Annotated in this window: 16 protein-coding genes; 6 read left to right on the top strand and 10 right to left on the bottom strand. The window is 69.0% G+C overall.

Going from position 1 to position 16,268, the window contains the following annotated elements; translation table 11 throughout:
• Positions 1–8: 8 nt before the first annotated feature.
• Positions 9–947: a LysR family transcriptional regulator gene (locus tag EJO71_RS27150; RefSeq protein WP_125951757.1), complete on the bottom strand. Its 939-nt coding sequence runs from the start codon at positions 945–947 to the stop codon at positions 9–11.
• A 119-nt stretch (positions 948–1,066) separates the two neighbouring features.
• On the opposite strand from EJO71_RS27150, the gene EJO71_RS27145 reads away from it, so the two are divergent.
• A complete protein-coding gene (locus EJO71_RS27145; protein WP_125951756.1) occupies positions 1,067–2,494 on the top strand; it encodes a M20 family metallopeptidase in 1,428 nt (475 codons plus the stop codon).
• A gap of 8 nt (positions 2,495–2,502) precedes the next feature.
• Positions 2,503–3,492, top strand: coding sequence for a tripartite tricarboxylate transporter substrate binding protein (locus tag EJO71_RS27140; RefSeq protein WP_125951755.1), 990 nt, complete (start codon positions 2,503–2,505; stop codon positions 3,490–3,492).
• Position 3,493: 1 nt separating this feature from the next.
• On the opposite strand, the gene EJO71_RS27135 is transcribed toward EJO71_RS27140, so the two are convergent.
• Both EJO71_RS27135 and EJO71_RS27130 read right to left on the bottom strand, forming a co-directional pair.
• A complete protein-coding gene (locus EJO71_RS27135; protein WP_125951754.1) occupies positions 3,494–4,300 on the bottom strand; it encodes an alpha/beta hydrolase in 807 nt (268 codons plus the stop codon).
• Position 4,301: 1 nt separating this feature from the next.
• A complete protein-coding gene (locus tag EJO71_RS27130) occupies positions 4,302–5,612 on the bottom strand; it encodes an O-acetylhomoserine aminocarboxypropyltransferase (protein WP_093209576.1) in 1,311 nt (436 codons plus the stop codon).
• A gap of 164 nt (positions 5,613–5,776) precedes the next feature.
• Here EJO71_RS27130 and EJO71_RS27125 point away from each other — a divergent pair, with 164 nt between their 5' ends.
• On the top strand, positions 5,777–6,229 hold the full coding sequence (locus EJO71_RS27125) for a CBS domain-containing protein (protein WP_125951753.1): 453 nt from the start codon (positions 5,777–5,779) through the stop codon (positions 6,227–6,229).
• A 33-nt stretch (positions 6,230–6,262) separates the two neighbouring features.
• Here EJO71_RS27125 and EJO71_RS27120 read toward each other — a convergent pair whose 3' ends face one another.
• Genes EJO71_RS27120 through add form a run of 3 tightly spaced genes read right to left on the bottom strand, consistent with a single transcriptional unit; the run spans position 6,263 to position 9,439 of the window.
• Complete coding sequence (locus EJO71_RS27120) at positions 6,263–7,339, bottom strand: nucleoside hydrolase (protein ID WP_164546917.1); 1,077 nt, start codon at positions 7,337–7,339, stop codon at positions 6,263–6,265.
• A gap of 22 nt (positions 7,340–7,361) precedes the next feature.
• Positions 7,362–8,339, bottom strand: coding sequence for a tripartite tricarboxylate transporter substrate binding protein (locus tag EJO71_RS27115; RefSeq protein WP_164546912.1), 978 nt, complete (start codon positions 8,337–8,339; stop codon positions 7,362–7,364).
• 8 nt (positions 8,340–8,347) lie between these two features.
• Positions 8,348–9,439, bottom strand: coding sequence for an adenosine deaminase (gene add, locus EJO71_RS27110; RefSeq protein WP_171022577.1), 1,092 nt, complete (start codon positions 9,437–9,439; stop codon positions 8,348–8,350).
• 86 nt (positions 9,440–9,525) lie between these two features.
• Here add and EJO71_RS27105 point away from each other — a divergent pair, with 86 nt between their 5' ends.
• Positions 9,526–10,482, top strand: a complete 957-nt coding sequence (locus tag EJO71_RS27105) for a LysR family transcriptional regulator (RefSeq protein ID WP_125951750.1) — start codon at positions 9,526–9,528, stop codon at positions 10,480–10,482.
• A 4-nt stretch (positions 10,483–10,486) separates the two neighbouring features.
• Here the strand turns inward: EJO71_RS27105 and EJO71_RS27100 are convergent, their stop codons facing one another.
• The 3 genes from EJO71_RS27100 to phaZ all read right to left on the bottom strand — a co-directional run bounded on the left by EJO71_RS27100 (position 10,487) and on the right by phaZ (position 13,574).
• Positions 10,487–11,122 carry an N-acetyltransferase gene (locus tag EJO71_RS27100; RefSeq protein WP_125951749.1) on the bottom strand — a complete coding sequence of 212 codons (636 nt, stop codon included), beginning with the start codon at positions 11,120–11,122 and terminating at the stop codon, positions 10,487–10,489.
• Positions 11,119–12,003, bottom strand: a complete 885-nt coding sequence (locus tag EJO71_RS27095) for a universal stress protein (RefSeq protein ID WP_125951748.1) — start codon at positions 12,001–12,003, stop codon at positions 11,119–11,121. The genes EJO71_RS27100 and EJO71_RS27095 overlap by 4 nt, the downstream gene beginning before the upstream one ends.
• A gap of 350 nt (positions 12,004–12,353) precedes the next feature.
• Positions 12,354–13,574, bottom strand: a complete 1,221-nt coding sequence (phaZ, locus tag EJO71_RS27090) for a polyhydroxyalkanoate depolymerase (RefSeq protein ID WP_125951747.1) — start codon at positions 13,572–13,574, stop codon at positions 12,354–12,356.
• Between the two features lie 92 nt (positions 13,575–13,666).
• On the opposite strand from phaZ, the gene EJO71_RS27085 reads away from it, so the two are divergent.
• The gene (locus EJO71_RS27085; protein WP_125951746.1) at positions 13,667–14,323 is read left to right on the top strand and encodes a glutathione S-transferase; all 657 of its coding nucleotides are present in this window, start codon (positions 13,667–13,669) and stop codon (positions 14,321–14,323) included.
• A gap of 1 nt (position 14,324) precedes the next feature.
• On the opposite strand, the gene EJO71_RS27080 is transcribed toward EJO71_RS27085, so the two are convergent.
• Positions 14,325–15,152, bottom strand: coding sequence for a helix-turn-helix domain-containing protein (locus EJO71_RS27080; RefSeq protein ID WP_125951745.1), 828 nt, complete (start codon positions 15,150–15,152; stop codon positions 14,325–14,327).
• A 110-nt stretch (positions 15,153–15,262) separates the two neighbouring features.
• Here EJO71_RS27080 and EJO71_RS27075 point away from each other — a divergent pair, with 110 nt between their 5' ends.
• Positions 15,263–16,249, top strand: a complete 987-nt coding sequence (locus EJO71_RS27075; protein ID WP_125951744.1) for a tripartite tricarboxylate transporter substrate binding protein — start codon at positions 15,263–15,265, stop codon at positions 16,247–16,249.
• The last annotated feature ends 19 nt before the right edge of the window (positions 16,250–16,268 follow it).

The raw sequence follows: 16,268 nt of genomic DNA, 5'->3' as shown, positions 1-16,268 counted from the left end.
CCGCTGCTTCAGGCAGCGGCCCGCGCCCGCCCCAGCTTGCGCCGGCCCGCACTGGCGATTGCGCCCACGAGGTGCCGCACGAAGTCCTGCGCCAGCGGCGGCAGCGTGCGGCCTTCGAGCGCCAGCACCTGCAGCTGGCGTTGCTGCAGCGGAGCTTCCGCAAACGGTCTTGCCACCACGGTGCCCGCATCGATCAGATGCATCACGGTGAGCAGGCCCGACAGCATCACGTCAGGCGTGCGCAGCAGCGGCAGCAGCACTGACGAGAAATTGCTCACGAAGAGCGCGTGGTACTGCAGCCCCTGCAGGCTGCAGGCCTGGTCGAACAGCTGGCGCGCGGTCACGCCCTTGTCGCCCACGGCCAGCGGATAGCGCACCGCATCGGCCACCGACACCACGCGCTGGCGCGCCAGCGGATGATCGGGTCGCAGCACCGCGTACACCGGCGCGGTGGCCGAATGCTCGATCTTCAGGCCGGGCTCGGGCGCGACCACGTACTTGAGCGCAATGTCGGTCTCGCCGCGCGCCAGCAGCGCACTCACGCCATCGGGTGAGCCCACGTGCAGTTCGAGCTGGCAGCCCGGGTTCACCGACTCGAAGCTGCGCATCACCAACGGCATGAAGTGCCCCGCGAAGCCTTCGGTGCAGGCCATGCGGATGCGTCGCGCGCTCTGTCCGCCGAGGTCGCGCACCTGCTCCACCACTTGCTCGATGTCGAGCTGCGCATTGCGCAGGTGCGCGGCCAGCCGCTCGCCGGCGGCGGTGAGCGCCATGCCGCGCGCGTGTCGCTCGAAGAGGGGCGTGCCCAGGCTGTCTTCCAGCTTGGCGATCTGCCGGCTCACCGCCGACGAGGCTACGAACAGCCGGGCGGCAGCCTGGTTGACCGAGCCGCTGCGCGCCACTTCGAGGAAGTGCCGCATCGGGATGCTGAGGAGCGGTAGCGTCATGGCGGAGCTCGAAGTATTGCCTTCAAGGCAATGGTAGCTTGCCAAAACGATGCTGGAAGCATCGGCCTTCAGGCCTTGTACTTGCTCTCCCGACGGACAGAAAGACAAGGAACCCCTTCATGCAACGCACGGACAGCCTCGCCGCTGCTGCCGCCTACTTCGATGCAGGCAACTTCTTCGCCGACCTCCAGCGCCGCGTCGCCTTTCGCACCGAGAGCGACACCGGCGCCGCCACGCCCGCGCTGGAGGCCTACCTGCGCGAGGAAATGATCCCGCCGCTAGCGGCCCTCGGCTTCGCCTGCGAGGTGATCGCCAATCCGGAGCCGGGCGGCGGGCCGTTCCTCATCGCGCGCCGCATCGAAGACTCGTCCCTGCCCACCGTGATGACCTACGGCCACGGCGACGTGGTCAGCGGGCAGGACGCGCAGTGGCAGGAAGGCCTGGCCCCGTGGACGCTGACCGTGCGCGGCGAGCGCTGGTACGGGCGAGGCACGGCCGACAACAAGGGCCAGCACAGCATCAACCTCGGCGGCCTCGCGGCGGCGCTGGAGGCACGCGGCGGACGCCTCGGCTACAACGTGACCTGGCTCGTCGAGATGGGCGAGGAGGCCGCCTCGCCCGGCCTGCACGCGGTATGCGCGCAGCAGCGCGACAAGCTGCGCGCCGACCTGTTCATCGCCAGCGACGGCCCGCGCGTGAGTGCGGCGCGGCCCATGCTGTTCCTCGGTTCGCGCGGCGCGGTCAACTTCAGCCTGCGGCTGCGCGCCCGGCCGCGTGGCTACCACTCGGGCAACTGGGGCGGCGTGCTGGTCAATCCGGGCACGGTCGTCAGCCATGCGGTGGCCTCGCTGGTGGATGCGCAGGGTCGCATCCTCGTGGAAGCACTGCGCCCGCCGCCGGTCACGCAGGCCGTGCGCGATGCGCTGGCCGGCATCGCCATTGGCGGCGGCGCGGACGATCCCGAGGTCGACGAGGGCTGGGGCGAGCCCGGCCTGAGCGCAGCCGAGCGGCTGGTGGCCTGGAACACCATCGAGGTGCTGGCGCTCGGCGCGGGTTCGCCGCAGCGGCCCGTCAACGCGATTCCTTCGGAGGCCGTGGCGCACTGCCAGCTGCGCTTCGTGGTCGGCACGCCGTGGCAGGACCTGGAGAAGATCGTGCGCGCCCACCTCGATGCGCATGGCTTCGAGCAGGTCGAGGTGCAGGTCACGCTGACCGGCGCCGCGACGCGGCTCGACGTCGAGAACCCGTGGGTGGGTTGGGCGCGCCGGTCCATCGAGGAAAGCAGCGGCCAGCGCCTCGACCTGCTGCCCAACCTCGCCGGCTCGCTGCCCAACGACGTGTTCGCCGACCTGCTGGGGCTGCCCACGCTTTGGGTGCCGCATTCGTACCCCGCCTGCGCGCAGCACGCGCCCAACGAGCACCTGCTCGCGCCGTTGGCGCGCGAGGGCCTGCAGATCATGGCCGGCCTTTACTGGGACCTGGGCGAGCCGGGCCTCGCGCCGTGGGCCGCCGGCCGGCTGCCGCAATCCGTTTCCTCTTCTTCCTGACACGCACCATGAGCCTCGCCATTTCCCGCCGCCGATTCGGCCTGCTGCTTTCCGCCTCCGCCGTGCTGGGCGCCCATGCGCCCGCTTTCGCCCAGGGGGCGTGGCCCGATCATCCGATCAGGCTGGTCGTTCCTTTCCCGCCGGGCGGTGGCACCGACCTCGTGGCGCGCGCGATGGGGCAGACGCTGTCGGAGCACCTGGGCCAGCCCATCGTGATCGACAACAAGCCCGGCGCCTCCACCATCATCGGCACCGACGCGGTGGCCAAGGCAGCGCCGGACGGCTACACGCTGCTGCTTTCGGGCTCCACCAGCTTCAGCGTCAACCCGGCCCTGCGCGCGAAGCTGCCCTACGACACGGTGCGCGATCTCGCGCCCATCGCCATCGTGGCGCGCACGCCGCTGGTGCTTGTGGTGGGCAAGGGCACGCCGTGGCAGTCGCTGCCCGAGCTCATTGCGGCGGCAAAGGCGAAGCCGAAGAGCATCCGCTACGCCACATTCGGCTCGGGCTCGGGGCCGCACCTGGCGGGCGAGCTGTTCGCACTGGCGGCGGGCATCCAGCTTCAGGATATTCCGTACAAGGGCAGCAGCCAGGGCGCGATGGCGGTGATCGGCGGCGAGATCGAGATCGGCATCGACACCGTGGCTTCCGTGGCGCCGCACGTGCGCGCGGGAAAGCTGCGCGCGCTCGGCATCGTGGGCGCGACGCGCTCCAGCATGCTGCCCGAGGTGCGCACGCTGGCCGAGCAGGGCCTGCCCGACGCTACTTTCGATGCCTGGTACGGCTTCGCGGCGCCGGCGCGCACGCCGGCTCCGGTGATCGACAAGCTCGCCCGCACGGTGGTGGCGACCATGGGCAACCCGGTGCTGCAGGCGCAACTGCGCACGCAGGGCATGGAGCCGGTGGCCATCGGCGCCGCGGCATTCCGGGCGCAGATGGAAGGCGAGATCTCGCGCTATCGGGCGCTTGCCCACCGCGCGGGGATCGCGGCTGAGTAGGTCAGGACGACACGAAGTCGCGCAGCGCGAACAGCACCGCGTCGGGCGCTTCGCTCATCAGCGCGTGGCCGGCGTGCACCGTCACCGACTTGGCGTTGCGCGCCTTGCCCACCAGTGCCTTGGTGGCGCGCGGCGGCGTCATCTGGTCGGCGTCGCCGAGCAGGAAGAGCACCGGGCACTGCACCTTCTCCATCGCGGCTTCGCCGTTGGCGTAGTCGTTGCAGGCCTTGAAGCCGATGTGGAACACGTTCGCCTCGCGGTTGCTCGCGAGCACGCGGCGCATCAGCGCGCGCGAGCTGCCGTAGAGCCAGGTGCCCGGGCCGAGCGAGGAGGGCGGCGGTGCCAGCAGCGAGTGCGAGAAGGTGTTGACCATGGTGATGGCGCGCTGCGGGTCGCTCACCGAGCTTTCGAGCAGCGCGGGCGACACCACCATCGGGTAGGCCGTGCCGACCATCGCGAGGTGCGTCACGCGCTCCGGCGCACGCGAGGCTGCTTCCAGCGCGATCAGCGAGCCGAAGCTGTGGCCGACCAGCGCGGCCTTCTGCACGCCGGCCGCGTCGAGCAGCGCGATGACGAACTGCGCCGCCTCTTCCACGCTGGCCGGCGGCGGGCCTTCGCTCTTGCAGTGGCCGGGCAGGTCGACCGCGAGCACGTTCCAGCCGTGGTTGGCGAACCAGCGGCTCTGCAGGATCCACACGCTGTGGTCGTTCAGCACGCCGTGGACGAAGACGACCGTGGGCTTCGCCGCGTCGAAGGGCTTGCCGCCGGTGTAGCAGTAGGTGGTGTGGCCGTTGACGGTGTAGTTCATGTCAGGCACCCGCCTTTTCCGCGGCCTTCAGGGCGCGCTTCAGGTCGTCGATCAGGTCGGCCGGGTCTTCGAGGCCGATCGAGAGGCGGATCGTGCCCTGCGAGATGCCCGCGCCCGCCAGCGCCTCGTCGGTCATGCGGAAGTGCGTGGTGCTCGCGGGGTGGATCACCAGGCTGCGGCAGTCGCCCACGTTGGCCAGGTGGCTGAAGATCTTCAGCGTCTCGATGAAGGCCTTGCCCTGCGCGCGGCTGCCCTTGATGTCGAAGCTGAACACCGCACCGGCGCCGCGCGCGCCGTGGCGCAGCAGCTTCTGCGCAAGCGCATGGCTCGGATGCGATTCGATCAGCGGGTGTCCCACGCGCGACACGAAGGGGTGGCTCGCGAGGAACTCGACCACCTTCTGCGTGCTGTCGATGTGGCGTTCCATGCGCAGCGGCAGCGTCTCGATGCCCTGCAATATGAGCCATGCCGTGTGCGGGCTCATGGAGGCGCCGAAGTCGCGCAGGCCCTCGCGGCGGGCGCGCAGCAGGAAAGCTCCGACGGTGCTTTCCTCGCTGAAGACCATGTTGTGGAAGCCGTCGTAGGCCTGCGTCAGCTCGGCGAACTTGCCGGATTTCTCCCAGTCGAAACTGCCGCCGTCGACCACCACGCCGCCGATGACGGTGCCGTGACCCGACAGGAATTTGGTCGCCGAGTGGTAGACCAGGTCGGCGCCCCAGTCGAAGGGCTTGATCAGGTAGGGCGAGGTGAGCGTGGAATCGACCAGCAGCGGCACGCCGGCCTCGTGCGCGATGTCGGCCACAGCCGGGATGTCGAGCACGTCGAGCCCGGGGTTGCCCACGGTCTCGCCGAAGAAGAGCTTGGTCTCGGGCCGTACCGCGGCGCGCCAGCCGTCGAGGTCGCCGGGCTTCACGAAGGTGGTCTCGATGCCGAAGCGGCGCATCGTGTAGTGCAGCAGGTTCTGCGAGCCGCCGTACAGGGCCGTGCTGGCCACGATGTGCGAGCCCGCGCCCATCAGCGTGGCCACCGACAGGTGCAGCGCCGCCTGCCCGCTGGCGGTGGCGATGGCGCCGATGCCGCCTTCGAGCGCCGACACGCGCTGCTCCAGCACCGCGTTGGTCGGGTTGCTGATGCGCGAGTACACGTGGCCGGCGCGCTCCAGGTTGAAGAGGGCGGCCGCGTGGTCGCTCGATTCGAAGACGAAGGAGGTGGTCAGGTGGATCGGCACCGCCCGCGCGCCGGTGGCGGGGTCGGGCGCGGCGCCGGCATGCAGCGCGAGGGTGTCGAAACCGGGGTCGGAATATCCGGGCATGAGGGCCTTTCTGGGTCTGAGCTGTTGTCTCCTGGCAAAGCCTCGTTACGCCTGCAATTCATGCATGCGCGACAGGGGCGCTCAGGTCGGCGTCGATTGTGGGCTATATTCAAAAACGTCAAGCCCGCCCAGATAGCCGAGATCGAGTTCGAGAGGAGCACACGATGAAAGTCAGCGACATCCTTCGCGTCAAGGGCAATACGCTCTTCACCATCACACCAGACGACCTGCTGGCAGAAGCCGCCAAGACGATGGCGGAAAAGGACATCGGTTCGCTGGTGGTCATGGAGCACGGCGACCTGGTCGGCATGCTCACCTTCCGCGAGGTGATCGTGACCATCGTCGGCAACGGCGGCCAGGTCGGCACCACGCAGGTCCGCAAGGCCATGGACGACGCCCCCGTCACCTGCACGCTGGAAACCGACCTCGACGAGATCCGCCGCATCATGCTGGAGCGCCACGCGCGCTACATGCCCGTGATGGACAAGCGCATGCTGATGGGCGTGATCAGCTTCTACGACGTGGCCAAGGCCGTGGTGGACAGCCAGAACTTCGAGAACAAGATGCTCAAGGCCTACATCCGCGACTGGCCGGAAGAAGACGAAAAGGCCGGCTGATCTGCCTGCCTCCCCTTGCGCGGCGGGCCCCGCTCAGGGCAGCCGCGCGATCTGCGCCTGCAGCAGGGCGTAGAAGCCCTCGGTATCGGCCTCGCTGATCCACAGCGTATTGGGCGTGCGGCGGTTGTAGCCGCGAAAGTCGACCACCGTCGCGCCGGTCGTGAACTCGCCCTTCGTCTCCACATCCACGCTCACCTTCGCGCCCTTGAAGAGCTCGGGCTTCAGCAGGTACGCGATCACGCACGGGTCGTAGATCGGCCCGACCGCCACGCCCCGGCGGCGCAGGCCGTAGGCCATCATCGAATCGAAGATGTCCGCCACCACCTTGCCGGCGTTGTTGCGCATGGCGCGGAAGGGCACGATGCGCTCGGGCGTCAGCAGCACGCGGCGGGCCGCGTCGTGCGACATGGCCGTCACCGGCACGCCGCTGCGGAACACGATCGACGCGGCTTCGGGGTCCGCATACACGTTGAAGGTGGCTGCCGGCGTGATGTTGCCGCCCACGCCCCAGGAGCCATCCATCACCACGATCTCGGCAATGGCCGGCTTGATGTCGGGCGCCGAGTTGAGCGCGGCCGCGAAGTTGGTGAGCGGCCCCAGGCCCACGAGCGTGATGCTCTTCGGCGGCGCGGCGCGCAGCGTCTCGATGATGTACTGCACCGCGTGCTTCGGCTCCAGCGGGCCGCGCGGCTCGTGCAGCGTCGGGCCTTCCATGCCGGTCTTGCCGTGCACGTCGTCGGCGAAGATGGGTTCGCGCACCAGCGGGCGCGGATAGCCGGCATAGACCGGAATCTCTGGCCGGTTGGCCCAGTCGCGCACGATGCGCGCGTTCTTCTCGGTCACCGCGAGCGGCAGGTTGCCCACGCTCACGGTCAGCGCCTTGATGTCGAGCCGGTCGGTGGCGGCCATGGCCATCAGCAGGGCGATGGCGTCGTCCTGGCCGGGGTCGGTGTCGATGATGACCTGGCGCTTGCTCGTCACAGGTGGGAGCCGGGTGGCGGGCGTGCCGGCGAGCGCCTGTGCCAGTTCGACCGGGCTCGGGCTCTGTGCGAAGGCCATGCCCGCGAGGCCGGCGGCGGATGCGCCCAGTAGGGCTCGGCGGGACAGCATGGGCAGGGTCTTCTTCACAGGCTCACTCCTTGATGTTGGCGGTCTGCACGATCTTCTGGTTGCGTGCGTACTCGGCCTGCACGAACTTCGCGAAGGACTCGGGCGTGCCGCTGCCCGGCAGCGCGCCTTGCTCCACGAGCTTGCTGCGCACGCCTTCTTCCTGCAGCACCGCGTTGAGTTCCTGGTTGATCTGCGCGACCACGGCCGGCGGCGTCTTCGCGGGCGCGAAGATGCCGGTCCAGCTCACCATGTCGAAGCCCTTGAGGCCGGGCATTTCGTCGAAGGTGGGCACGTTGGGCAGCGCGGCCAGCCGCTTGGTGCCGGTGATGCCCAGTGCCTTCAGTCGCTTGCCGTTCACGTGCGGGATGGCGCTGGTGCTCACCAGCATCGCCAGGTCGACCTGCTCGCCGATCACGTCGGTGGCGATCTGCGCGCCGCCGCGGTAGGGCACATGGGTGACGAAGATGCCGCTGCGTTCCTTCAGCAGTTCCATGGCCAGCTGCAGCACGGTGCCCACGCCCGAGGTCGCGTAGTTGTACTTGCCAGGCTTGGCCTTGGCCAGCTTCACGAAGTCGGAGAAGGTCTGGGCCTCGAGGCCGGGCCGTGCCACCAGCACCATCGGCGCGGTGTTGAGCATGCCCACCGGTGCCAGGTCCTTCAGCGGGTCGAAGCGGAAAGCCGAGGGGTTCACCAGCTTGCCGATGGCGATGGCGCTGTCGGGGCCGGCCACCAGCGTGTAGCCGTCGGGCGCCGCGTTCACGGCCTTGGCCACGCCGATGGCGCCGCCCGCGCCGGCCACGTTCTCGACCACCACCGACTGCTTGAGCCGCTCGCCGAGGCGCTGGGCCACCAGGCGCGCGTTCACGTCCACGCTGCCCCCGGCTGTGAAGGGAACGATCAGCGTGATGGGCTTGGCCGAGGGCCAGGCCTGCGCGAGGGCGGCGGTGGGCAGGGCCGCACAGAGGGCGGCGGCGAGAAGCAGGCGGCGGGGCGTGTTCATGGCGTGGGTCATTCGTGGTTGGTGTGGGCGGGTCCGGTGTCGAGGCGTGCGCGCAGCGCGTCGAACTCGGCGCTCCATTGCGTGCGCCATTCGCGGCGCTGCGCGTCGTCGATCCACGCGCCGTCGAGGCCGTTGAGCATGAAGCCGCGCAGGTCGTCCAGGCCGAAGCCGAAGTCGCGCACCATCATCAGCCAGGCCTGCGTGGGCGTGACCTTGTGCAGCGTCGGGTCGTCGGTGTTGGGGTGGATGCGCAGGCCCAGGCCGGGCATGCGGCGGATGGGGTGGTCCAGCGCCCATCGCTCGGGCGGCAGGGTGCGCAGGTAGTACGAGTTGGTGGGCACCACGGTGAAGATCACGCCGCGCTCGGCGCATTGCCGTGCGTAGTCGGGCTGGTCGACCACCGTATAGCCGTGATCGATGCGGTCGACCTGCAAGTCGTCGAGCGCGGTGAGCACGTTGGTCCAGGGCATGCCGAACTCGCCGGCGTGCGCGGTGGTCTTCAGGCCGGCCTTCTTCGCCTCGGCATAGGCCTGGGCGAACATCTCTGGCGGACGGTCGACCTCGCGGTAGTCGATGCCGATGCCGATCACTTCGTCGCAACGGTGGGCCTTGACCCATTCGACCATCTCCACGGCCGCCTCTGGGCTGGCCTCGCGGTCGATGGCGGCAATGAGGCGGCCGTCGATGCCGAATTCCTGCTTCGCGTCGTGTATGGCGCGGACGATGGCGCCCTGCGCGAGCGGGTAGGCGATGCCCGACTCGTGCACCGTGCCGGTCGGGTTCCAGAAGAACTCGGCATGGCGCACGTTGTGCGAGGCCGCGTCCTGCAGGTATTCGAACGTGAGCTGGTAAATGTCGCCCGCGCTGCGCACCAGCTGGGCGTCGAGCGCGCGCAGCACCCGCAGCACGCCGACCGGCTTTTCGCCGCGCGTGTAGAAGCCCTCGATTTCGTCGCTTGCCAGCGGCGAACCGGCGCGCTGGTTGAGTTGCTTGAAGGTCTCGTGGCGCACCGTGCCGAACAGGTGGCAGTGCAGCTCGGCCTTGGGCATCGCATGCAGCATCGCCTCCAGCGTGAGGGGCGCGTGGGTAGGGCTGATCATGGCGGGCAGTCTAGTAATGGCACGCCCATAAGGAAAATTTTGAATTTCTATAATTTGATTCAATGAATCAATAACCGGGACTTGCCATGGCCGCCTTGCCCCTGCGCGCGCTCACGCTGCGCCAGCTGCAGTTCTTCTCGGTGCTGGTGGAAGAAGGCCAGTTCGGCCGGGCCGCGCGGCGGCTGGCCATCACGCAGCCGGCCCTGAGCAACGCCATCAAGCAGATGGAGAAGCTGCTCGGTGCCGAGTTGCTCACGCGCTCAACCCACCGGCTCGAACTCACGCCGGTCGGTGCCGAGGTGCTCGCGCGCACCGACTTCCTGGTCAACACCTTCGAGGTGGCGCTGCGCGACATCGAAAGCACCGTGCAGCGCGGCCGGGCCTATGTGCGCATCGGCGTGATTCCCTCGGCCAGCGCGCGGGTGGCGGCCGCTGCCAGCGAATTCCTGCAGGACGGCCATCGCGAGGTGGAGCTGTCCTGGCGCGATGCCCCGTCGAACACGCTGCTGGCCGAGCTGCGCAGCGGCCAGATCGACATGGCGGTGGCCGCCATCACCGAGCCGCCCGGCGGGCTGACCTGCATCGACCTGTTCCGCGACCCGCTGGTACTGGTGGTGCGACGCGACCATCCGCTGGCGGCGGCCGGCGATGCCAGTTGGGAGGCCATCGGCAAGGAGCGGCTGGTGCTCTTCGAAAGCGGCAGCATGCCGGCGCTGGGCAACCCGGCGCGCGCGCAGTTCGCGCAGGGACCGCAGCCTTATCGCGTGAGCTACTCCGAGACGCTCTACGCGCTGGTGCGCGGCGGGCAGGCGCTGGGGCTGATGCCGCGTCTCTACACCTCGTCGCTGCGCGATCCTGAACTGGCGGTTGTGCCGCTGCTGAAGCCGCGCGTCGAGCGCCGAGTGGTGCTGGCCTACCTGCCGGGGCCGATGCGCAACGTGGTGGCGCAGGAACTCATCGCCTTCCTGCGCGAGCGGCTGCCACAGGCCGGCGAGGCGACGGTGCGGCGCGTGAGCGGCAAGGGCGTGCGGACGCGGCGCTGAGGCTCTAACCCATCTGCGTCTCTCGGCGGAAGCGCTCCAGCGTCCAGCCCCCGCCTAGCAGGAACATGCGCGTGTGCAGCGCATCGAGCGTGGCACCAGCGACCTCGCGGCCCAGATAGCTCAGCTGCTTGCATCGCAGATCGGCGAAGCCGGCCTCGTGGTGGCGCGACAGGCGCTGCCAGAGCGCATGCGCGCCCGGAGACTGCCGCGCGCCGCTCATGAGGCAGATGCCCCGGCCCAGCGCCCAGCGATAGACGGCGGAGGCCAGCCCGCGTCGCTGCCAAGCCGGGTGGTATTGCGAATGCGGTGCGCGGATGTGGCGGTCGGCCCTGCGGCTCAGCTCGATCAGCCGGTTGAACACGGTGTAGCCGACGAGCATGTCGCGGCGCAGGTCCTCGATGTAGACGTAGAGCTCGCCGTCGGCCTCGCGAAAGCGTGCACGCAGGCCGGGGTCGCCGAGTGCAAGGCCCGGCATCTCCTGCAGGCGGTCGTGCATGGCGCGCATGCGTTCGTGGACGGGCGCGAGCGTGTCCGCGGGACTGGCCTTGCCTGGATCGACGTCGATGCGCAGTTCGGCCGGCTTGAGGTGCCAGCCCGGCAGCAGGGGAAGGAACGCGAATGGCAGCGCCAGCGACGTCATGCCGTGCCCCTCTGCGCCAGCGTCGGGGAATGCCGCGCCTGCACGCCATGCGGCACCACGAGCACGTCGCCCGTGGACCAGCGCAGCACGCGCAGCGCCACGCTGCCGAGCAGGAAGTCCGTCAGGGCCGAGCGCCTGCGCTTGCCGACCACCAGCAGGTCGGCCCCGGTGTACTGCTGCTGGACGGCCGCCTGCCGCGCAGGGTCGCCGCGCCCGATCGACGACACCACGCGGTTGCGGCGAGCGCTCGACGCATCGGACAGCCACAGCATGCGTTCGCGTGCATGGCGGGCGCAAGCGTGGCGGTAGGCGTCGATCGCCTGCGCCGACACATCCGCGTAGCGCAGCTTGCCTTCGTGCATGGGCGTGAAGGCATGGAACAGCTCGATGTCGGCCTGGTCGTCGAAGTCGCAAGCCAGGTCGACCAGGGTACGCGATTCCTCGACGAGGTCGATGGCGACGAGGATGCGCGCGTAGCCGCCGGGCTGTGCGTGCAGCCGTGTCACCAGCACGGGACGCTGCGCCGCCCGCAGCAGCCGTTCGGCGGGCTGGCCCCGGAAGAGGGCAGAGAGCGAGCGGTCGGGCTCGTCGCCTATCACCACGAGGTCGCACCAGCGCGCCTCGCGCGCGGCGTCTTCGAGCCGCCCGTGCGTGTCGTCGATCTTCTTGACCAGGATGCCGAAGCGCTCGGCCACCTCGAGACACACGGCGCCAAGGCCGCTCGCCGCATCGGCATTCGCAGTGCCCGCGAAAGCCGCAGGCGCATACATGATCTTCAGCAGCGCGCCGTGCGCCGCCGCGATGGAGGCCGCGCGCACCACAGTGCGCAGGCCGTGCGCCGACAGGTCCGTCACCGCCAGGATCGACTGGATGTTGTTCATCGTCAGAGTTCTTTCCGCATGACAAAGCCGGTCGCCGGCCACGTCGAAGCGGCTGGCGACAGGCAAGGGAATCAGCTTGGGAAAGCGCGGCGCGCCCGTTCGGGCGCGCTACCGCGCGAGGCTTGGGCCCGGCGGTCGATGAATGGTGCTGAAGAAGGGGAGGGAGGCTGACCGCCGGGCTCAGAGATCTGCGAGGGTCTGGTGCGACCCTGCGGCCGTCCGCGCAGTGAAGACTGCGCGCGGCGTGCTGCGGATGACTGGCTGGCGTTGCATGGGGGCCGAGTGTAGGAAGGCCCGCGCGCAAGGGCAAACAATGGCCTCACGGCCTTTGCCAGATTGGAGGGGGCCTCTCAGCCGTTCAGCTCGGCTGCGGCATGAATGGTTTCGCGTACGCGCGGATAGATCTGCGCGTTCCACTTGCTGCCGCTGAACACGCCGTAGTGCCCCACGCCGGCCTGCAGGTGGTGCGCCTTCATGTAAGGCCGGATGCCGGTGCACAGGTCTTGCGCCGCCACTGTCTGGCCGACGGCGCAGATGTCGTCACGCTCGCCTTCCACCGTGAGCAGCGCGGTGCGGCGGATGGCTGCCGGGTTCACGGTGCGTTCGCCCACGGTGAGCCTGCCCCGCGGCAGGTCGTAGGTCTGGAACACGCGCTCCACGGTTTCCAGGTAGAACTCGGCCGGCAGGTCGTTCACGGCCAGGTACTCGTCGTAGAAGGTGCCGATGGTGCGGGCCTTCTCGACGTCGCCCTCGACGAGGTGGCTGTACATGTCCTCGAACTGCTTCTTGTGCCGTTCGGGGTTCATGCTCATGAAGGCCGAGAGCTGCAGGAAGCCGGGGTACACGCGCCGCATCATGCCGGCGTGAGGCCACGGCACATGACTGATCAGGTTGCGCCGGAACCAGTCGATGGGCCGCTCGGTGGCGAGCTTGTTGACGGCGGTCGGGTTGATGCGGCAGTCGACCGGGCCCGCCATCAGCGTCAGGCTGCGCGGCGTGGCGGGGTTGTCGTCCTCGGCCATCAGCGCGGTGGCGGCCAGCGCGGCCACGCAGGGCTGGCATACCGCGACCATGTGTACGCCCGGGCCCACGGCCTCCAGGAAGCGGATGAGCTGCAGCGTGTAGTCGTCCAGGCCGAAGCCGCCGTGCCACAGCGGCACATCGCGCGCGTTGTGCCAGTCGGTCAGGTACACGTCGTGGTCGCGCAGCAGGGTGCGCACGGTTTCGCGCAGCAGTGTCGCGAAATGGCCCGACAACGGTGCGGCCAGCAGCACCGGCGGATGCACCGCATCGGTGTCCTTGCGGAAATGCAGCAGGGTGCCGAAGGGCGAGACGAGGGCTTTCTCCTCGTGCACGGTCACTTCCGCACCGTCGACCATCACGCTGTGGATGCCGTAGTCGGGCCGCGTGTGGGTCAGCCGCATGCGCGAGAACACCTCGAACTGGGCTGCCATGCGCCGCAATATGGTGCGCTCCGTGCCTTCCTGCCACAGGGCCTTGGCCAGGTATTGCGCCGCGAGCCGCGCCGGAGAGAGCAGGTCGGCTTGGTTCTGGTAGGCCCGGTACAGCATGAGCTCTTCGCAGGCAAGTTGCGGGCCAGCCGCATGGCATGGGGCTTGCACGCGGCAAGGGCAAAGGCGCAACGCCCAAGGAGAGTTCCGAGATGGCCAAACCCGTTCTCACCATCAGCAGCAAGAACTACGGTGCGTGGGCGCTGCGCGGCTGGCTGATGTGCAGGCTGGCCGGGCTGGACTTCAGCGAGAAGGTCATTCCGCCCGACGATCCGGCCATGAAGGCCGAGATGCTGCTGCTGTCCTCCTCGATGCTGGTGCCCTCCCTGCAGCACGGCGGCGTGAAGGTGTGGGACACGCTGGCCATCGGCGAGTACCTCAACGAGATCAAGCCCAAGGCCGGCCTTCTGCCCGACGACATCGCGGCCCGCGCCCATTGCCGCGCCATCTGTGGCGAGATGCACTCCGGCTTTGCGTCGATGCGCGGCGCGTTGCCGATGAACATCAAGGCTCATTTCAAGAACTTCAAGGTGTGGTCGCGCGCGCAGGCGGACATCGACCGCATCGTTGCCATCTGGCGTGAATGCCTCAAGGCCTATGGCGGCCCATTCCTGTTCGGCAAGCAGCCGGGCATGGCTGACGCGATGTATGCGCCGGTGGTCACGCGCTTCCTGAGCTACGACGTGGCGCTCGACAACGTGTGCTCGGCGTACTGCAAGCGCGTGATGGAGCTGCCGGCCATGAAGGAATGGGTGGCGGCCGCGAAGCAGGAGCCGGACGAGATCGACGAGCTCGACGCGGAGTTCTGAGTCAGGCGGATGCAGGCGGCGGTTCGAAGCCGGCCTGCGCCAGCTTGCGCTCGATGTTCTGCGCCGCCTGCTGCAGGTCGCCCAGGTGGGCCGACACGATCTCGCGCTCGCTCTTCACCGCCGGCAGCCAGGCGCAACTGAGGCAGCCCACCACCAGTTCACCCAGGCGCAATGGCACCGAGATCGCGCCGAAGCGGTCGGGCGAATCCATGCTTGTCGAGGTCGGGTCGCGTGTCACGTAGCCGAGGTCGCGCGCATGCGCCACCATGCGGCGGATGTTTTCGGGGCGCCGCGCGCTGCGGTCGAAGTCGTTGGGCGAGCGCGCCAGCGCGGCGAGGATCTCGCGGCGCTCGTCTTCCGGGCAGAACGAGAGATAGCAGCGCCCCAACGAGGACAGCAGCATCGGCGGACGAAAGCCCAGCGCGCGGTAATTCACGGCCAGTCCGTTGCGCGGCCTGTCGGTGTCGAGGATGAGCATGGCCGTGCCGTCGCGCACACCCAGGTCGATGGGCCACGGCACCACGCGTTGCAGCGTGGCACGCGCGGGCGCAGCCAATGCCGACAGCCGCGTGCGCCATGCCGCCGCCGGCCCCGACTGCCCTGTGGCCGAGGTGGGCACGTAGCGCCGGTCGTGTTCGCTGCGCTCTGCCCAGCCCGCCTGCTGCAGCGTCTTGAGGATGCGCAGCAGCGTGGCCTTCGACAGGCCTGTCTGCCGGTGCAGCTCCTGCAGCGTGACGGCCGAGGAGCGCTGGATGGCCAGCATCACGTCGAGACCGCGGCGCAATGCGTCGATGGATTTCACGCTCTGCGCGCCTGTGGTGTCCGACATGCCGGTCTCCGGAAAAAGGTTCACTGCGTGAAACTATATCTTCTGGCTTCGCAGCCCCGTTCCTACAGTGCGGACGACACCAACGTCGTCCCACCGAGAAGGAAAAGAGCATGTTGTTCCACCCGCGAAACGCGGCCCGTGCCGCTGCAGCAGCCGTTCTTTCGCTATGTGCCGTTACCGCGGCCATGGCGCAGTCCTGGCCATCGAAGCCGATCACCATCGTCGTGGCCTACCCGGCCGGCGGCGACACCGACGCCATCGCGCGCACCTATGCCGAGAAGCTGTCGCAGCGCATCGGCCAGCCGGTTCTGATCGACAACCGGCCCGGCGCGAGCGGGATGATCGGCAACGTCTGGGTCGCGAAAGCGCCGGCCGACGGCTACACGCTGCTCTTCACGCCCAGCACCTTTCCCATCGCGCAGCACGTGCTGAAGGCCGGCCCCGGTGTCGCGCACGACGTGGTGAAGGACTTCACTCCCATCGTCAAGACCGGCAACATCCCGCTGCTGCTGGTGACCGCGCCGGTGACCGGCATCCGCAGCGTCGCGCAGCTCGTGGCCGGCGCGAAAGCCGGCAAGGCCATCAGCTACGGCACGCCGGGCGCGGGCTCGCCGATGCACATCGCGGGCGAGCTCTTCAACAAGGACGCGGGCATCGCGGTCACGCACGCGCCTTATCGCGGCGTGGCGCCGGTGGTCAACGACGTGCTGGGCGGCCATGTCGGCGTGGGCTGGATCACTCCGGGCGCGGTGGCGAGCCACATCGCCGCGGGCAAGCTGGTGCCGCTCGGCGTCGCGGAGCGCCAGCGCACGAAGCTGATGCCCGACGTGCCCACCTTCATCGAACTGGGCTTCAAGGACGTGGACGTGAGCGCGTGGATGGGCTTGCTCGGCCCGAAGGCGATGCCGCCCGATGTGGTGCAGGCGCTCAACAGGCATTTCAACGAGATCCTGAAGATGCCCGACGTGCAGGCAAGGATGGCCGCGCTCGGCATCGAACCCGTGGGCGGCGCGCCCTCGGTGCTGGCGCAGCAGATTTCAGACGACGACCAGCGCTTCGGCAGGCTGGTGCGCGAGTTCGGCATCCGCGCCGACTGAAGAGAGATCGACGAAAAGG

Origin of the sequence: Variovorax sp. 679, from assembly GCF_003952185.1 — a bacterium.
Lineage (GTDB): Bacteria > Pseudomonadota > Gammaproteobacteria > Burkholderiales > Burkholderiaceae_C > Variovorax.
The sequence above is the reverse complement of the archived record's forward strand: the minus strand, read 5'-3'. Positions and strand labels throughout refer to the sequence as shown.

Coding starts and splice junctions, on each gene's coding strand:
- EJO71_RS27150 (WP_125951757.1), bottom strand. CDS start 947: ATGACGCTACCGCTCCTCAGCATCCCGATGCGGCACTTCCTCGAAGTG.
- EJO71_RS27145 (WP_125951756.1), top strand. CDS start 1,067: ATGCAACGCACGGACAGCCTCGCCGCTGCTGCCGCCTACTTCGATGCA.
- EJO71_RS27140 (WP_125951755.1), top strand. CDS start 2,503: ATGAGCCTCGCCATTTCCCGCCGCCGATTCGGCCTGCTGCTTTCCGCC.
- EJO71_RS27135 (WP_125951754.1), bottom strand. CDS start 4,300: ATGAACTACACCGTCAACGGCCACACCACCTACTGCTACACCGGCGGC.
- EJO71_RS27130 (WP_093209576.1), bottom strand. CDS start 5,612: ATGCCCGGATATTCCGACCCCGGTTTCGACACCCTCGCGCTGCATGCC.
- EJO71_RS27125 (WP_125951753.1), top strand. CDS start 5,777: ATGAAAGTCAGCGACATCCTTCGCGTCAAGGGCAATACGCTCTTCACC.
- EJO71_RS27120 (WP_164546917.1), bottom strand. CDS start 7,339: ATGCTGTCCCGCCGAGCCCTACTGGGCGCATCCGCCGCCGGCCTCGCG.
- EJO71_RS27115 (WP_164546912.1), bottom strand. CDS start 8,339: ATGAACACGCCCCGCCGCCTGCTTCTCGCCGCCGCCCTCTGTGCGGCC.
- add (WP_171022577.1), bottom strand. CDS start 9,439: ATGATCAGCCCTACCCACGCGCCCCTCACGCTGGAGGCGATGCTGCAT.
- EJO71_RS27105 (WP_125951750.1), top strand. CDS start 9,526: ATGGCCGCCTTGCCCCTGCGCGCGCTCACGCTGCGCCAGCTGCAGTTC.
- EJO71_RS27100 (WP_125951749.1), bottom strand. CDS start 11,122: ATGACGTCGCTGGCGCTGCCATTCGCGTTCCTTCCCCTGCTGCCGGGC.
- EJO71_RS27095 (WP_125951748.1), bottom strand. CDS start 12,003: ATGAACAACATCCAGTCGATCCTGGCGGTGACGGACCTGTCGGCGCAC.
- phaZ (WP_125951747.1), bottom strand. CDS start 13,574: ATGCTGTACCGGGCCTACCAGAACCAAGCCGACCTGCTCTCTCCGGCG.
- EJO71_RS27085 (WP_125951746.1), top strand. CDS start 13,667: ATGGCCAAACCCGTTCTCACCATCAGCAGCAAGAACTACGGTGCGTGG.
- EJO71_RS27080 (WP_125951745.1), bottom strand. CDS start 15,152: ATGTCGGACACCACAGGCGCGCAGAGCGTGAAATCCATCGACGCATTG.
- EJO71_RS27075 (WP_125951744.1), top strand. CDS start 15,263: ATGTTGTTCCACCCGCGAAACGCGGCCCGTGCCGCTGCAGCAGCCGTT.